This is a genomic window from Kitasatospora sp. NPDC002965, assembly GCF_040611255.1.
Lineage (GTDB): Bacteria > Actinomycetota > Actinomycetes > Streptomycetales > Streptomycetaceae > Kitasatospora.
On sequence record NZ_JBEXNT010000176.1, the window covers coordinates 1 to 16,279 of the forward strand.

The 16,279-nt window shown below is 74.3% G+C and carries 9 protein-coding genes and 1 pseudogene; 4 read left to right on the plus strand and 6 right to left on the minus strand.

All coding sequences use genetic code 11. From position 1 onward, the window contains the following. Nucleotides 1–625: 625 nt before the first annotated feature. Entirely contained in the window at nucleotides 626–1,417 is a 792-nt protein-coding gene (locus tag ABZY91_RS38050) for a hypothetical protein (RefSeq protein ID WP_355408341.1), read from the plus strand. A 105-nt stretch (nucleotides 1,418–1,522) separates the two neighbouring features. Here the strand turns inward: ABZY91_RS38050 and ABZY91_RS38055 are convergent, their stop codons facing one another. The 4 genes from ABZY91_RS38055 to ABZY91_RS38070 all read right to left on the minus strand — a co-directional run bounded on the left by ABZY91_RS38055 (nucleotide 1,523) and on the right by ABZY91_RS38070 (nucleotide 8,155). Next, nucleotides 1,523–2,710, minus strand: coding sequence for an acyl-CoA dehydrogenase family protein (locus ABZY91_RS38055; protein ID WP_329883726.1), 1,188 nt, complete (start codon nucleotides 2,708–2,710; stop codon nucleotides 1,523–1,525). A gap of 148 nt (nucleotides 2,711–2,858) precedes the next feature. Continuing rightward, nucleotides 2,859–3,857, minus strand: a complete 999-nt coding sequence (locus ABZY91_RS38060) for a hydroxymethylglutaryl-CoA lyase (RefSeq protein WP_355408343.1) — start codon at nucleotides 3,855–3,857, stop codon at nucleotides 2,859–2,861. Then, nucleotides 3,854–6,238 carry a biotin carboxylase N-terminal domain-containing protein gene (locus ABZY91_RS38065; RefSeq protein ID WP_355408345.1) on the minus strand — a complete coding sequence of 795 codons (2,385 nt, stop codon included), beginning with the start codon at nucleotides 6,236–6,238 and terminating at the stop codon, nucleotides 3,854–3,856. The genes ABZY91_RS38060 and ABZY91_RS38065 overlap by 4 nt, the downstream gene beginning before the upstream one ends. A gap of 195 nt (nucleotides 6,239–6,433) precedes the next feature. Further along, entirely contained in the window at nucleotides 6,434–8,155 is a 1,722-nt protein-coding gene (locus tag ABZY91_RS38070; RefSeq protein ID WP_329883730.1) for a carboxyl transferase domain-containing protein, read from the minus strand. Nucleotides 8,156–8,281: 126 nt separating this feature from the next. Between ABZY91_RS38070 and ABZY91_RS38075 the strand changes: the two are divergent. Together ABZY91_RS38075 and ABZY91_RS38080 are read left to right on the plus strand one after the other, a co-directional pair. Then, nucleotides 8,282–8,914: pseudogene (locus tag ABZY91_RS38075) on the plus strand (TetR/AcrR family transcriptional regulator); the annotation flags it as partial. Between the two features lie 633 nt (nucleotides 8,915–9,547). After that, nucleotides 9,548–13,534, plus strand: a complete 3,987-nt coding sequence (locus ABZY91_RS38080) for an ABC transporter ATP-binding protein (RefSeq protein WP_355408347.1) — start codon at nucleotides 9,548–9,550, stop codon at nucleotides 13,532–13,534. Nucleotides 13,535–13,630: 96 nt separating this feature from the next. Here the strand turns inward: ABZY91_RS38080 and ABZY91_RS38085 are convergent, their stop codons facing one another. Further along, nucleotides 13,631–14,641 carry an ATP-grasp domain-containing protein gene (locus ABZY91_RS38085; RefSeq protein ID WP_355408349.1) on the minus strand — a complete coding sequence of 337 codons (1,011 nt, stop codon included), beginning with the start codon at nucleotides 14,639–14,641 and terminating at the stop codon, nucleotides 13,631–13,633. A gap of 180 nt (nucleotides 14,642–14,821) precedes the next feature. On the opposite strand from ABZY91_RS38085, the gene ABZY91_RS38090 reads away from it, so the two are divergent. Then, nucleotides 14,822–15,337 carry an NUDIX domain-containing protein gene (locus ABZY91_RS38090; protein WP_329951063.1) on the plus strand — a complete coding sequence of 172 codons (516 nt, stop codon included), beginning with the start codon at nucleotides 14,822–14,824 and terminating at the stop codon, nucleotides 15,335–15,337. A 16-nt stretch (nucleotides 15,338–15,353) separates the two neighbouring features. On the opposite strand, the gene ABZY91_RS38095 is transcribed toward ABZY91_RS38090, so the two are convergent. Continuing rightward, nucleotides 15,354–16,184 carry a hypothetical protein gene (locus ABZY91_RS38095; protein WP_355408351.1) on the minus strand — a complete coding sequence of 277 codons (831 nt, stop codon included), beginning with the start codon at nucleotides 16,182–16,184 and terminating at the stop codon, nucleotides 15,354–15,356. Nucleotides 16,185–16,279 lie beyond the last annotated feature (95 nt).

Here is a 16,279-nt window from a genome sequence, read left to right on the forward strand (position 1 = left end):
GGGGGCAGGGCGTGGTTGGGGGTCGCCGGATGTCCGATGTGGGCGGTACCCGGTCGGATGGGCTCGGCCGCCGCGGTTGCCGCGGCCACGGATGCGGCAGCGGCAGCAGCTGCGGCGGCCGCTGCCGCCGGCCAGAGCGCCGCTGCCCAGGCCGCCGCTGCTGCTGCCGCTGCCGCTGCCGTGGCGGCGGCAACCGGGTCGGCAGTGCCCTTCCGTCCGGGTACCGCGCTCTTCGGACTTCCGGCGAGCCCCTTCCAGGCCGTGCCCGCCCCGGCGGCGGCCGGGGCGGCAGGCGCGGCCGGGAGCGGCGAGGCGGGTGCCCCGGGTGGTGCCGCGAATGGTGGGGCGGGTGGCGCGGGCGCCGACGCCCGGAACCCCGGTGCGGGCGACACGGGCGTGGGTTCCGGCAATCCGGGTGGAGGAGTGGCTGCGGCCGCCCAGGGGCCGGAAGGCTCGCCGTTCGACTGGGAGAACGGATGGGGCACCGGCGAAGTGCTGATGCTGCTGTTGGCGATCATGCTTCCGGTCCTTGTGGTCCTGGCCGCCGCCACGATGGTGCGCAAGCGCCCCGGTGGTGGCCCCGGAGGCCGTAGTGGATCATGAACCTCTGAGGGAGATCCCGTAGATGTGGGTCAACGTCGTCGCGGTGCTGGCCGGTGCGGCTCTCGCCGTAGTGATCGGTCTCGGCATCGGGCGGGTTCGCTCCTCCCCGGACGACGAGGGGAACTCGTCCGCGGTCGGCTTCGTGAGTGCGGCCGTGCTCGGGTTCTTCGCCCTCTTCACGGGCTTCGCCGTCGCCGGCGCCTGGCAGGAGCTCAGCGACGCGCGTCGGCACACCTACGAGGAGTCCCGCGCGCTCACCGAGGTGTACTGGTCCGCGCGGCTGCTGCCGGGACCGGACCGTCCGGTGGTGCGGCAGCGGCTGCGGGCGTACACCCGGCAGGTGATCGACGAGGAGTGGGTGCAGCTGGGGCAGGGGCACGGCAGTGCCGAGGCGTGGGTGTCGCTCGACCGGGTCCGGGTCGCGGCGGACGCGGTACGGACCGAGGACCCGGTCGAACTCGGTGCCAAGGCGGACACGTTGAGAGGGCTGGAGGATGCCTACGCACGGCGGACGGCCCGGCTGGCCGACGTCGGCTCGCGGGCGCCGACACTGGAGTTGTGGGGTCTGGTGGTGGGAGCGGTGGTCGTGCTGGCCGTGCCGCCGCTGATCGGACTGACCGCCGGCGGGCGCAATCTGGTGCTGATGGGGTTCATGGGCGCCGCGGTGGCGTTCGCGGTCGGTCTGGTGTTCCAGCTCAGCGGCCCGTTCGACGGCACGGTGAAGGTCGAACCGACGGCGTTCGAACTCGCGCTCACCCGGTACGAGCAGATCGACGTCGGCGACCGCGGTGCGGTCGGGCCGCCCCTCCCGTGACCCTCCGGCCCCGCCCACCGGCCGGCCGGTGCGCGGCGGACGGGGCGGGAGGATCGACGGACGGGGACGTGTCGTCGTGTGCGGACAGGGCTTGCGGGGGCTCTCTCAGGAGACGCCGAGCTCGCGGGCGATGAGCATGCGCTGGACCTCCGAGGTGCCCTCGCCGATTTCAAGGATCTTGCAGTCGCGCCAGAAGCGGGCGACCGGGAACTCGTTCATGAAGCCGTACCCGCCGTGGATCTGGGTCGCCTCGCGGGCGTTGTCGACGGCGGCCTCCGACGAGTACAGCTTGGCGATCGCGGCCTCCTTCTTGAACGGTTCCGAGTGCAGCAGCCGGGACGCGGCGTCCCGCCAGGCGAGGCGGGAGGTGTGGGCGCGCAGCTCCATGTCGGCGAGCTTGAACTGGATCGCCTGGTTGGTGCCGATCGTCCGGCCGAAGGCCCGGCGCGTACCGGCGTAGGAGACGGACTGGTCGACGCAGCCCTGGGCCAGGCCGGTGGCCAGGGCGGCGATCGCGATGCGGCCCTCGTCGAGGATCCGCAGGAACTGGGCGTAGCCGCGGCCGCGCTCACCCAGCAGGTTGGCCGCGGGGACGCGGCAGTCGGTAAAGGACAGTTCGCGGGTGTCGGATGCGTTCCATCCGACCTTCGAGTACTTCTTCGACACCTGGAACCCGGGGGTGCCGCTGGGCACGATGATGGAGGAGATCTCGCGCCGTGGCGAGGAGAATTCGCCCCCTTCACTCGAACGAGCGAGCGGTTCGGTGAGCGCGGTGACGGTGACCAGACCGGTGATGTCGGTGCCGGAGTTGGTGATGAAGCACTTGGTGCCGTTGATCACCCACTCGTCGGTGGCCTCGTCGTACCGGGCGGTGGTGCGGGTGGCGCCCGCGTCGGAACCGCCCTCGGGCTCGGTCAGTCCGAACGCGCCGAGCAGCTCGCCGGAGGTCAGGCGGGGCAGCCACTCGCGCTTCTGCTCCTCCGTCCCGAAGCGGTAGATCGGCATCGCTCCGAGCGAGACCGCCGCCTCCAGGGTGATGGCGACCGAGGAGTCGACCCGGGCGAGCTCCTCCAGCGTCAGGCAGAGCGCGAAGTAGTCGCCGCCCATGCCGCCGTACTCCTCGGGGAAGGGCAGGCCGAACAGGCCCATCCGTCCCATCTCCCGGACGATCTCGTAGGGGAACTCGCCCTGCTCGTAGTACTCGCCGATCTTCGGGGCGACCACGTCCTGGGCGAATTCGGCCACGGTGCGCCGCAGTTCCTCGTGCTCGGTGTTCAACCGGTGGTCGAGCATGGTGATCCTCCTGAGGCCCCGCCGGGTGGGCGCGGGCTTGATCGGGACGACCGCCGTCCGTTCGATGGTGTGGCGGACGCGCGGTGTGATGAGGGGGGAAGGGCGGGGCCCGGACGAGCGGATGGGCGTCCGGGGACCCCCGCCGGCGTCAGTCCTGTCCGGCGCCGGGGCCCAGCAGGGCCCGGACCGTCCGGGACGGGCTCGGGCGACCGAGCCGTCTCGCCATCCAGCCGCTGGTGGCGACCAGGGCGCGGAGGTCGACACCGGTGCGGATGCCGAGTCCGTGCAGCATCCACACCAGGTCCTCGGTGGCCAGGTTCCCGGTGGCGCTCTTGGCGTACGGGCAGCCGCCCAGGCCGCCCGCCGAGGCGTCGACCACCGTGATCCCGGAGCGCAGCGCGGCCAGCGTGTTGCTGAGCGCCTGGCCGTAGGTGTCGTGGAAGTGCACCGCGAGCCGTCCCACCGGCACCCCCGCCTCGGCGAACCCGTCCAGCAGGGCGGTGACCTGGCCCGGGGTGGCCACGCCGATGGTGTCGCCGAGGCTCAGCTCGGTGCAGCCCATCTCCAGCAGCCGCACCCCGAAACCGATCACCTGGGCGGGCGGGACCGGGCCCTCCCAGGGGTCGCCGAAGCACATCGACAGGTAGCCGCGGACCCGGACCCCGGCGGCCGTGGCGCGCTCCACCACGGGCCGGAACATCTCCATCGCCTCGTCCGCCGACCGGTTGAGGTTGCGTCGGGCGAACGTCTCGGTGGCGCTGGCGAAGACCGCGACGTCCTCGGCGTGGTGGGCCAGTGCACGGTCCAGCCCGCGCTCGTTGGGCACCAGGACCGGCAGGCGCAGCCCGGGACGCCCGCTCGGCAGACCGGCGAGCCTGGGCATCAGCTCCTCGGCGTCGGCGAGCTGGGGTACCCACTTCGGGTGAACGAAGCTGGTGGCCTCGACGGTCCGCAGGCCGGCGTCGGCGAGCCGGGCGATGAACTCGGCCTTGACCTCGACCGGGACGAGGGCGCTCTCGTTCTGCAGCCCGTCACGCGGTCCGACCTCGTGGATCCGGACCTCCGCGGGCAGGCCGGGCGCCGGGACCGGGGCCGGCAGGCCCAGGTCGAGCGCGTCGGGCTCGTGCGCGGGGGTGGCGGCGGTCACGGCCGCACCTCGGCTCCGGCGCCCCCGGCGGGGGCCGGTGCGGCCTCGGCGGGGGTGACCACGACCAGCAGTTCCTCCATCGCGACGGTGGCGCCCGCGGTGGCCCGCAGCTCGCTCACCGTCCCGTCGTGCGGGGCGGCGATCACGTGTTCCATCTTCATGGCCTCCAGGACGAGCAGGGGCTGGCCCTTGCGGACGGTCTCGCCGGCCGTGGTCTTCACGACCGTGACGGTGCCGGGCATCGGTGCGGTCAGGGCGCCGTGGTGTGCCGCGCCGGCGGCGGCGTTCCCGCCGACGGCGTCGTGGCCGTGCACCGGCCAGGCGTCGCCGTCGATCCCGAGCCACGTCACCGGACCGGCCGCGGTGCCGGGGGACCGGTCGGCGGCCAGCGCGAAGGTCGTCCGCAGGCCGTCCACGGTGAGGCGGAGCCGGTCGCCGGACCGGGTGGCCCGGGCGCGGTGGACCGGCCCGGCGCCGAGCCGGATCTCCACCTCGGGGGCGACGCCGGGCGGATTGTCGGTGGCCTCGGATACGTTGCCCGCAGTGATCGAACGGATGCGCACCGACACCGGGTCCTGGCCGGGGGTACGGAGTCGGTGGGTGGTCCAGGCGGGGGCGCCGCCCAGGCGCCAGCCGGAGGGAAGGGAGAAGGGATCGGTCCAGCCGTCGTGGTCGGCGGCGGGGGTCAGGTCCAGGTGCCGTGCGAGCGCGGCGGCGTAGTAGAGGAGGTGGGCGGGTGTCGGTGACCCGGGCGGCAGCGCGTCGGGTGCCGCGTCTTCCGGGGCTCCGGAGTCCGGGGCTTCCGGGGCGTCGGTGTCCGGTGCGGGCGCGGCGGCCGGGGAGTAGGGCGAGGCGAGCAGCCCGGGCTGCTGCTGCGCGGTCTGCTCCACCAGGCCGGTGTCGAGCCGTCCGGCGGCGACCTCGGGGTGGGCGAGCAGTCGCCGCAGGAAGCCGGTGTTGGTGGTGACGCCGAGGATCCGGGTGTCGGCCAGTGCGGCGCGGAGGCGCCGCAGCGCGGTCGGCCGGTCGGGTCCGTAGGCGATGACCTTGGCGAGCATGGGGTCGTAGGAGCTGGTGATGACGGTCCCCGGGGCGACCCCGGAGTCCACCCGGATGCCTTCGCCCCGTGGTTCGTCGAGGAGCAGGATGCGTCCGCCGGTGGGCAGGAAGTCCCGTTCCGGGTCCTCGGCGCAGATCCGGGCCTCGATGGCGTGGCCCAGGAAGGAGATGTCGGACTGGGTGAAGGCGAGGTGTTCGTCCGCGGCGATCCGCAGCTGCCACTCGACCAGGTCGAGCCGCCGGGGCCGGTCCGCTCCCGGGTCGGTGACGGCCGGATCGTCGGCGTCCCGACCGTCCGTGTCCGGATCACCCGCGGTCGAACCTGACGCAGACGAACCCCGGGAGCGCGAGCCGGCCACGGAGACGGCCAGCTCGGTGACGGGGTGTTCCACCTGGAGGCGGGTGTTCATCTCCATGAAGAAGAAGTCCCGCACCCCCTCGGTGGGGGTGGGGGAGTCCGGGTCGACGCCGGGGACGATGAACTCCACGGTGCCGGCGCCGGTGTAGCCGCAGGACTCGGCGGCCCGGACGGCGGCGGCGCCCATCGCGGCGCGGGTCTCGGCATTGAGCAGGACGGAGGGAGCCTCTTCGATCAGCTTCTGGTGGCGGCGCTGAAGGCTGCACTCGCGTTCGCCGAGGTGGACGGTGGTGCCGTGGGCGTCGGCGAGCACCTGGACCTCGATGTGGCGCGGCCGGTCGATCCAGCGCTCCAGCAGCAGGGTGTCGTCGCCGAAGGCGGTGCGGGCGACGCGCCGGGCGGCGGCGATCTCGGAGGGCAGGTCGGCCGGGTCGCGGACCAGCCGCATGCCCTTGCCGCCGCCACCGGCGGACGGCTTCAGCAGGACCGGGTAGCCGATCTCGTCGGCGGCCGCGACGAGTGCGTCGTCGCTGGGCGCGGTGGCACGGCTGCCGGGCACCACCGGCACGCCGGCGGCCCGTACGGCCTCCTTGGCGTTGATCTTGTCACCCATCAGCTCGACCGCGGCGGGAGGAGGACCGATGAAGACGAGGCCCGCTTCTGCGCAGGCGCGGGCGAAGGAGGCGTTCTCGGCGAGGAAGCCGTAGCCGGGGTGGACGGCCTGGGCGCCGGTCCGGCGGGCGGCGGCGAGGATCTGGTCGGTCCGCAGGTAGGTTTCGGCGGCCGAGCTGTCGCTGCGGTCGGCAGGGCCGAGCCGGACCGCGACGTCGGCCTCGCGGACGTGCGGGGCGTCCGCGTCGGCGTCGCTGAACACGGCGACCGAGCGCACGCCGAGACGCCGCAGGGTGCGGATCACCCGGACGGCGATCTCGCCGCGGTTGGCGACCAGAACTGTGTCGAACATGGGAGGCGTTCCTCCGGGTCGAGGGGGAGCCGTACGTGAGGAGGTGGTCGAGCGGGAGTGGCGGTCGGACCGCGGTGGCGGCGCTGCGGCGCCGTCGGCCGTCGGACGGGGGCGTCCGGCGGGTCGACGGCCCGCGCGTCCGCGCACGGGGCCGCCTGCCGAAGGCCCGCCGGTGGAGGGCCTTCGGCGGACGACCTACATGCGGAAGACGCCGAACGGGCCGGGCGGCGGCAGCGGGGCGTTGGCGCAGGCCGTCAGGGCCAGGCCGAGGACGGTCCGGGTGTCCATCGGGTCGATCACTCCGTCGTCCCAGAGCCGGGCGGTGGCGTAGTAGGCGTTGCCCTGGCGGTCGTACTGCTCGCGGACGGGGCGCTTGAACTCGTCCTCCGCCTCGGCCGGCCACTCCTCGCCGTGCGCCTCCAGCTGGTCACGGCGGACGGTGGCCAGCACCGAAGCGGCCTGCTCGCCCCCCATCACGGAGATCTTGGCGCCCGGCCACATCCACAGGAAGCGGGGTGAGTACGCCCGGCCGCACATCGAGTAGTTGCCGGCTCCGTACGAGCCGCCGATCACCACCGTCAGCTTCGGGACGCGGGTGCAGGCGACGGCGTTGACCATCTTGGCGCCGTGCTTGGCGATGCCGCCCGCCTCGTACTGCCGGCCGACCATGAACCCGGTGATGTTCTGCAGGAAGAGGAGGGGGATGCCCCGCTGGTCGCACAGCTCGATGAAGTGGGCGCCCTTGAGGGCGGACTCGGCGAACAGCACGCCGTTGTTGGCGACGATGCCGACCGGGTGGCCGTGGATCCGGGCGAAGCCGGTCACCAGGGTCGCGCCGTACTCGGCCTTGAACTCGGCGAACCGGCTGCCGTCGACGAGCCGCGCGATCACCTCGCGCACGTCGTAGGGCGTGCGCGGGTCGACCGGCACGGCCCCGTACAGGCCGGCCGGGTCGACGGCCGGCGGTTCGGCCGGGGCGAGCGGCCACGGCCGGGCCGCGCGCGGCCCGAGTCCCGCGACGATGGTGCGGACGATCGAGAGGGCGTGGGCGTCGTCCTCGGCGAGGTGGTCCGTGACGCCGGAGGTCCGGGAGTGCAGGTCGCCGCCGCCCAGCTCCTCGGCGGTCACCACCTCGCCGGTCGCGGCCTTCACCAGCGGCGGCCCGCCGAGGAAGATCGTGCCCTGGTTGCGGACGATGACGGCCTGGTCGCTCATCGCCGGGACGTACGCGCCGCCCGCCGTGCACGAGCCGAGCACGGCGGCGATCTGCGGGATCCCGGCCGCCGAGAGGCGGGCCTGGTTGTAGAAGATCCGGCCGAAGTGGTCGCGGTCCGGGAAGACCTCGTCCTGCATCGGGAGGAAGGCACCGCCGGAGTCGACCAGATAGATGCAGGGGAGCCGGTTCTCCAGCGCGACCTCCTGCGCGCGCAGGTGCTTCTTGACCGTCATCGGGTAGTAGGTGCCGCCCTTGACGGTGGCGTCGTTGGCGACCACGACGACCTCCCGTCCGGCGACCCGGCCGATGCCCGCGATCACCCCGGCGGCCGGTGCGGCGCCGTCGTACATCCCGTCGGCCGCCAGCGGGGCCAGTTCGAGGAAGGGGGAGGCCGGGTCGAGCAGGGTGTCCACACGGTCGCGGGGGAGCAGCTTGCCGCGCGAGGTGTGTCGGGCCCTGGCCTTGGCGCCTCCGCCGAGCGAGGCGGCGCCGAGCTTCTCGCGGAGCTCGGCGACCAGCGCCCGGTGGGCGGCGGTGTTGGTCCGGTAGGCCTCCGACCCGGGGTCGGCGGCGGTGTCCAGCCGTGGTGCCGGTGCGGCGCCACCAGGGGCGACGGACCCGAAGGCTGCGCCGGTCGCCGGGGTGCCGGTCGCGGAGCTGCCGTTGACGCCGGCAGGTGCTCCGGCGGTGGAGATGACCATTCCAAGAGCTCCCTTGCCCTCGGTGGCAGGTGGGCCGGCAGAGCCTGGTGAGCCTGCGGCCCCCACACGTTAATGAACGTTAACTTCTGTCGCCCAGGTTAACGACCGATAACCCCACTGTCTACGATGGGCCTCATGTCGAACGCCCCATCCGCCTCAGGGCTCCCGCGCCGCGACCAGATCCGGAAGGAGGCCGCGAGGCTGTTCGCCGCCCGCGGCTTCCTCGGTGTCGGGGTGGACGAGATCGGCAGGGCCGTCGGCATCAGCGGCCCCGGGCTCTACCGGCACTTCGCGGGCAAGGACGCGATGCTCGCCGACCTGCTGATCGGCATCAGCGAGCGACTCCTTGAGGAAGGGCGCCGCCGAGCGGGTGGCAGTGACGGTCCGGCCGCGGCACTGGACGCGCTGATCGGCAGGCACGTGGACTTCGCGCTCGACGACCGCGACCTGATCACCCTGCACGACCGGGAGCTGCTGAACCTCCGGACGGAGGACCGCCGGACGGTCCGCCGGCTCCAGCGCGGCTACGTGGAACTCTGGGTGGACGTGGTCCGCCAGGCCTACCCGTCGCTCGCGGCCCCGGCGGCGGAGCCGGTCGCCCGCGCGGCCGTGCACGCCGTCTTCGGGCTGATCAACTCGACCCCGCACAGCCTCGGCCCGAACCCCGCCCAGGACGAGCGGGCCGGACTCCAGCGCGACGCGATGGCCGCGCTGCTGCACAGCCTCGCGCACGGCGCCTTCGCGGCCGCCGCCGGAGCGGTCGCCGCAGGCGCCGTCGCGGCCACCGGCGGCCACGAGAGTGCCGATTCCGCCGTCGTCGCGCCCGCATCGGCGGACACGCCCGCCGCCGCCGCCACGACCACCGCCGCCGACACCGCCGCCGCCACCACCACCGCCGACACCGCTCCCGTTGCCGCCGCCGCGCCCGCCGCCGACACCGTCGTGCCGCAGGACTGAGCTCCGACTCGTGTCGTCGGGGTCGGCCGACAGCCCTAGGACCAATGGCGGTGCGCCCGCTGCGTCGGCGGGAGGTGGGCATTCCGCGCGCGGTCGGCGACCCTGGTAGAGGGCGCGGAGGGCGGGCCGACGCGGGAATCACCGCAGGTTGCGGGCTGTTGGTTCCTCCGCCGGGCCGGGAATCCCGGCTCGCCCCGGCCTGAAATCCATGGCGGCCACCCGACGGAATGGTTAGCATCCCTAAATATGCCTGAGACTCACGGATCTACGGTGGAGCTTTCCCCGAGCGGCACCCGAACCGGCTCCCGGGGCGCGGCCGGCACGACCGGCGGCGCACGGGGCGACACGAGCACGTCGAACGGCACCGGGAACGCCGGGCCGAACCCGGCCCCCGGCCCGGACGAAGGACCGGGCGGTCCCGACCGCCCCGCCGGCGTGGAAGACGCCGAGGGCGCCGAGGGGCAGGGTTGGCTCCGACGGCTGCTCGGCTACTGCTGGCGGTCGCGGCGCAGCGTGCTGCTGGCCTTCGGCGCCTCGCTCGTCGGCATGGCCGTCACCGCTCTGGTGCCACTGGTCACCAAGCTGATCATCGACGACGTCATCACTTCGCACACCCGCTCGCTGGCACCGTGGGCGGGCGTCCTGCTGCTGGCCGCCGCCGTGGTGTTCGGCTGCACACAGGTGCGCCGCTACTACGGCGGGCAGCTGGCCCTGGACGTCCAGCACGACATGCGCAGCGACCTCTTCCGCTCGCTCGGCCGGCTGGACGGCCACCGGCAGGACCGGCTGGACACCGGGCAGGTGGTCGGCCGCGCCACCTCCGACCTCCAGCTGATCAACGGGCTGCTCTCGATGCTGCCCATGATGACCGGCTACCTGGTCATGTTCGTCATGTCGTTGGGCGTGATGATCTGGCTCTCGCCTCCGCTCACCCTGATCGCCCTGGTGATGGGCCCGTTGCTCTGGTGGATCTCGGTCCTCAGCCGGAAGCGGCTGTTCCCGTCCACCTGGGCCGCCCAGCAGGAGGCGGCCGCCGTCGCGGGCGTGGTCGACGAGGCGATCGGCGGCGTGCGGGTGGTCAAGGGCTTCGGGCAGGAGGCCCAGGAGCTGGACAAGCTGGAGACGGCCTCGCGCCGCCTCTTCGCGGCCCGGCTGCGCTCGATCCGACTGAACAGCCGCTACAACCCGGCGATGCAGGCGATCCCGGCGCTGGCCCAGGTCGCCGTGCTGGCCTTCGGCGGCTGGCTGGCGGTCGACGGCCGTGTCACGCTCGGCACGTTCGTCGCCTTCTCCACGTACGTGGCGCAGATGACCGGTCCGGTGCGGATGCTGACCATGGTCATCACGGTCGGCCAGCAGGCCAGGGCGGGCGTCGAGCGGGTGCTCCAGCTGGTCGACGAGCGCCCGCTGGTCCGCGAGCGGCCGGACGCGGTCACCCTCGACCTCACCGCGGAGGCCGCCGCCCCCGCCGGTGACACCCCCGGGAGCGCCGTCGCAGGGACGGCCGGCGGCCCGCCCGCCGTCGGCCCCCGCGCCGCCGACGTGGCTCTGGAGTTCGACGGGGTCGAGTTCCGTTACGACCCCGAGCACCCGGCACCCGTCCTGCACGGGCTCAGCCTCAGGCTCGCCCCCGGCGAGACGCTGGCGCTGGTCGGCGCGTCGGGCTCCGGCAAGTCCACGGTGGCGCAGCTGGTGCCGAGGTTCTACGACCCGGCGGCCGGCGCCGTCCGCCTCTACGGCCACGACCTGCGGGACCTGACGCTCGACTCGGTCCGGGCGGCCGTCGGCATCGTGCCCGAGGAGAGCTTCCTCTTCTCCGAGACGGTCCGTACCAACATCGCCTACGGCCGGCCGGACGCCACCGACGAGCAGGTCGTGGCCGCCGCCCGGGCGGCCCAGGCGGACGAGTTCGTCCGACAGCTGCCCGCCGGTTACGAGACCAAGGTCGGCGAGCAGGGACTCACCCTCTCCGGCGGCCAGCGCCAGCGGATCGCCCTGGCCCGCGCGATCCTCACCGACCCGCGCATCCTGCTGCTGGACGACGCCACCTCGGCGGTCGATCCGCAGATCGAGGCCGAGATCCACGACGCGCTGCGTTCGGTGATGGCGGGCCGGACCACCCTGCTGATCGCCCACCGACGCTCCACCCTCCAGCTGGCCGACCGGATCGCGATCCTGGAGCACGGCCGTCTGCTGGACATCGGGACGCACGAGGAACTCGACGCCCGATGTCCCCAGTACCGAGCCCTGATCTCCAACCCCGAGGCCGGCCGGTCCGCGTCCGCGACCGCGACCGCGACCGCCGCACCGGAGGCTCCCGGAGCACCGCAGACCGCCGAGGCCGCCGGCGCCGCCGCCGTGGCTGAGCCCGCCGGGGCCCGGACCGGGGCCGGGACGCGAGCCGAAGCCGTACCCGCCGCCGCCGCCGCCGACGCCGACGGCCGGCCTCGGACCGAGGCCCCCGCGATGCCCACCCCGGCCCTGACCAAGGCGGCCCGCACCGCGGCCCCCGATCTGGTGGCCCGGGTCACCGCCCTCCCGCCGGCCACCGACACCCCGGCGGTGTCCCGGAGCGAGGCCGAGACCGGCGACCCGGACTTCTCCCTCCGCCGCCTGCTCCGCCCCTTCCGCGCCCCGCTCGCCCTCGCCCTGCTGCTGGTCACCCTGGACGCGGGGGCCGGGCTGGTCCTGCCGATCCTGATCCGCCACGGCATCGACGACGGCGTCAGCAAGGCGATGCTGTCCGGCGTCGCGGTCGCCGCACTCACCGCGCTGGCGATCGTCCTGCTGGACTGGCTGGTCCAGGGCGCCGAGAGCCGGGTCAGCGGCCGGACCGGCGAGCGGGTGCTCTACACCCTGCGGCTCAAGATCTTCGCCCACCTCAACCGGCTCGGCCTGGACTACTACGAGCGCGAGCTCTCCGGCCGGATCATGACCCGGATGACCACCGACCTCGACTCGCTCACCTCGTTCCTCCAGACCGGCGTGGTCACGGCCGTGGTCAGCCTGCTGACGTTCCTCGGCATCTTCGCCGCCCTGCTGGTCATCGACGCCGGGCTGGCCCTGGTGGTCTTCGCGGTGCTGCCGCTGCTGATCGTCGCGACCCTGGTCTTCCGCAGGAAGTCCAAGGCCCAGTACGAGATCTCCCGGGACCTGATCAGCACCGTCAACGCTGATCTCCAGGAGAACGTGGCGGGCATGCGGATCGTCCAGGCGTTCCGTCGGCTGGACACCAACACCGACCGGTTCGTCGCCCGGGGCATGGCCTACCGGGAGGCCCGGGTGCGGGCCCAGTTCTACATCTCGCTGTACTTCCCGTTCGTCCAGTTCCTCTCCAGCGTGGCCGCCGCGCTGGTGCTGATCGTCGGTGCGTCGCGGGTCGAGTCCGGGACGCTGACCGTCGGCGCCCTGGTGGCGTACCTGCTCTACATCGACCTCTTCTTCGCGCCGGTCAACCAGCTCTCCCAGGTGTTCGACGGCTACCAGCAGGCGGCCGTGGGCCTGGGCCGGATCCGCGAGCTGCTGCGCACCCCGACCAGCACCGCGCAGGCGGCCGACCCGGTGCCGGTCCCGGACGGGCTCCGCGGCGAGATCGAGTTCGACGGCGTCGGCTTCGCCTACAACGGCGGCGCGGACGGTGCCCCGGACGTCCTCTCCGGCGTGAATCTGCGGATCCCCGCCGGCCAGACGGTGGCGCTCGTCGGCGAGACGGGGGCCGGCAAGTCGACCCTGGTCAAGCTGGTCGCCCGGTTCTACGACGCGACGGCCGGCACGGTCCGGGTGGACGGCGTCGACCTGACCCGGTACGACCTGGCGCAGTACCGCCACCGGCTCGGCGTGGTGCCGCAGGAGGCGTACCTCTTCGCCGGGACGGTGCGCGAGGCGATCGCGTACGGCCGGCCCACGGCCCCGGCGTCCGAGGTGGAGGCGGCGGCCCGGGCCGTCGGCGCGCACGAGATGATCCTCCGGTTGACGGACGGCTACGACCACGAGGTCACCGGCCGCGGACGGAACCTCTCGGCGGGGCAGCGCCAGCTGATCGCGCTGGCCCGGGCGGAGTTGGTCGGTCCGGACATCCTGCTGCTGGACGAGGCGACCGCGGCGCTCGACCTGGCCACCGAGGCCGCGGTGAACCACGCCGCGGACCGGCTCAGCGGCGGCCGTACCGCGCTCGTCATCGCGCACCGCCTGACCACCGCCGAACGCGCCGACCGGGTCGTCGTGCTGGACCACGGCCGGGTGGTCGAGGACGGCACGCACGCCGAGCTGCTCGCCCTCGGCGGCGTGTACACCCGGCTCTGGCAGGCGTTCGTCGCCGACAGGCACCACGGGCAGGACCTTCACGACGGCCTTCACGACGGCCTTCGAGACGGCCTTCAGGAGGGCCGCCCGGCACCGGTGCCCGGTACGGCCGTCGGCTAGCCGTCCGGTCCGGACGGGCGGCAGGGCCATCGCCCGGACCGGGGCCCTGCAGCCCGGTCCGGGCGGGGCCGCGTCCGGGCGGCGTCCGCGCCGTCCTCAGGCCGCGAGCAGCGCGACCAGCAGCCCGGACGCGTCGACCCCCCGGGGCAGGTCGCTCACCTGCCCGTCACCGACCTCGACCACGCGCCAGCCGGAACCGTCGGCCCGGTGGGCGAGGTCGGTGGTGACGAAACGGCAGCCGAGGGCCCGCACCAGGGGCCGGACCACGTCGAGGTCAGGGTCGGCCGCGCAGCCGGGCGTGTCGGGGTGCGGCCCGACCAGTACGGGCTCTCCGTCCAGCCACCACACCCGGGCCTCCACCGCGCGGCCCCTGCCGCCCCCGCCACGCGGGCCGTCCGCATCCGCGTCCCCGACGGCACCCGCGTCCCCGACCGGATCCGCGCCGTCGCCGCCCCCGCCCGACGGTCCGTCATCCCGGTCGTCCGGTCGGTCCGTCGAGGCCCGGGCGAACTCCTCGTACCGCCGCAGCACCACGCCCCCGGCCAGGAACTCGCCCTGCAGCTCCACGAACCGGTCCACCACCCGGGCCACCCCCGGAAGGTCCGCCAACTCGGGGACGTAGCAGGCTTCGTGCCACTCGTGCTTGCGTGACTTCACGTAGTCCTTGACGATCGCCGGACCGCGCCCGCCGAGCCGTGCGACGGCCGCCGCCAACTGCTCGGGCCCCGGCGGCACCGACGCCGAGGCAGGCAGCCAGACGCTGGTCGGCGTCGCTCCCTCGAACACGCGGTACCAGCCCGGAAGTTCGTGCGCCGAGGCGTACCCGGGCGGGCTGGTCAGCAGATGGGCGCCGCGCTCGGCCAGGGCGGTGGCGAAGGTGGCGTAGCGGTCGGCGGGCAGCATCCACCCCCGGTACCAGAACGGGCCGAGGCCTCCGGGCACCCGGCCCACCGCCGCCCGGGCGTCACCGGCGAGCAGGGCGTCGTGGTCGACGAGATGGTGCTCGCCGCCCAGCCCGCGCAGCAGCCGCGCCTCCCAGGCGAAGTGCGGATCGGGGCGGCGCGGGTCGAGCGGGTCGGCCGGGAGGAGGAACGCGGGTGCGGGCATGGGCGCCAGGCTACGTGCGCCGACTGTTCGTCGGCCCGTCAACACCCCACCGCCGCCCGGTCGACGGGCCGAACGGGCTCGTCCCGGGCGGGGTCGGCGTCGGGCCGGCACCGGACAATCCGCTCGACGGCCGACCGGGCCCGCTGCGAGAGTGACCCGATGCGAAACCTGTGGCGAAACGTGAGAAGGACCCCGCGACGCGCGGCCCGTACGGTGGTCCTGGACGAGCAGGGTTCGGTCTTCCTCCTCCGCTCGGACAACAGCGAGGTCGGCGTGCACTGGACCATGCCGGGCGGCGGCATCGAGCCCGGTGAGACGCCGCACACGGGCGCGCGGCGCGAGCTGTGGGAGGAGACCGGCTGGACCGACCTCGAACCCGGCCCGCTGCTCTGCACCTGGGAGCACGACTTCACCTGGCACGGCACTCCCGTCCGCCAGCACGAGCACATCTACCTCACGAGCGGCCCGCACCGGGGCCCCGTCGGTGACGTCAGCGCGATGCACGCCGCCGACATGATCCTCGACTGGCGCTGGTGGACCCCGGCCGATCTCGCCGACGAGAACGCCGACGCGCTCTGGCCGCCGCGGCTTCCCGAGCTGCTGTCGGCCGTGCGGGAGGGCTGGCTCGCCGACCGGCGGGAACCGGAGCCGGTCGACCTCGGCTACGTCCCGAACGCCGGGTCGGTCGTCAGCTGAGCCTGCGGGGGTCCGGTCAGGGCTGTCGACGCCCGCCGCGTCGGCCCTGCCGCCCGGTCGGACCGGCCTGCCAGTCCCGGAGTTCCAGCTCCCGGTCGTGGAGGGCGCCGGGGTTGATCACGACGGAGAGCGGCGTGTCGGCCAGCTGCTCGTAGGCGAGCCCGGTGGCCGCCAGCAGGTGCTCGGTCGGTACCGAGACGGCGATGGCGGGCCGCCACGCGGGCAGGATCACCAGGCAGGTCCCGCGACCGAGGCGGACCAGTTCCGCCGAGGCCCGGAGGGCCGGCCGTTCCTCGGGGCGGCCGGCGGTCTCCGGCAGGTTCGGGGTGCCGCCGATCAGGATGCCCAGCGGCGTTTCGGCGGCCGGCGCCGGTGGAGCGGACTCACCGGTGGCCCCGGCGTCGCCGGTGGCGGTCGGGAGGTCCGTCGCCTGCCGGGCCCTCGCGCGGTTCGTCCGCGCCGGGCCCGCACCGGCCGTCTGCGGGTGCATCCGACGCAGCCGGCGGGAGGGCGAAGGGCGCCGGGTGACGGCGGTCCGCAGCTCCTCCTGGGCCGCGCGCAGCACGGGGACGGTCCGGTCCTCGACCGTCGGCGGCTGCTGGAGCCGGACGAACGCCACGCCGCCCGTCCCGACGGGCTGCGCCCCGGTCCGGTCCGTCCCGGAGGCGCCCGCCCCGACGGCTTCCGTGGTGACGGCGCCCGTCCCGGTCGCGTCCGTCCCGGCCGGGTGGGGAACGTCCGGGTGACCCGCGCCGGTGCGGTCGTGGCCGTACTCCTCGGCCGGCGGCGTGCGGTCCGCCTCCGCCGGTCGGCGGTGGGTGACGGCGGGGCCGTCCGGCGCGGGCACCTGCCCCTGCGCGGCCTGCGTAGGACTTCGACAGGTCGCGCGCCGTCATCGGGGTCTTGCCGCAGGGCGCCGGGTCCGGGAACCGCAGCTTGGCG

Bases quoted from the DNA above. Each gene is read 5' to 3' on its own strand.
- ABZY91_RS38050 (WP_355408341.1), top strand. From the start codon at position 626: ATGTGGGTCAACGTCGTCGCGGTGCTGGCCGGTGCGGCTCTCGCCGTA.
- ABZY91_RS38085 (WP_355408349.1), bottom strand. From the start codon at position 14,641: ATGCCCGCACCCGCGTTCCTCCTCCCGGCCGACCCGCTCGACCCGCGC.
- ABZY91_RS38065 (WP_355408345.1), bottom strand. From the start codon at position 6,238: ATGTTCGACACAGTTCTGGTCGCCAACCGCGGCGAGATCGCCGTCCGG.
- ABZY91_RS38055 (WP_329883726.1), bottom strand. From the start codon at position 2,710: ATGCTCGACCACCGGTTGAACACCGAGCACGAGGAACTGCGGCGCACC.
- ABZY91_RS38070 (WP_329883730.1), bottom strand. From the start codon at position 8,155: ATGGTCATCTCCACCGCCGGAGCACCTGCCGGCGTCAACGGCAGCTCC.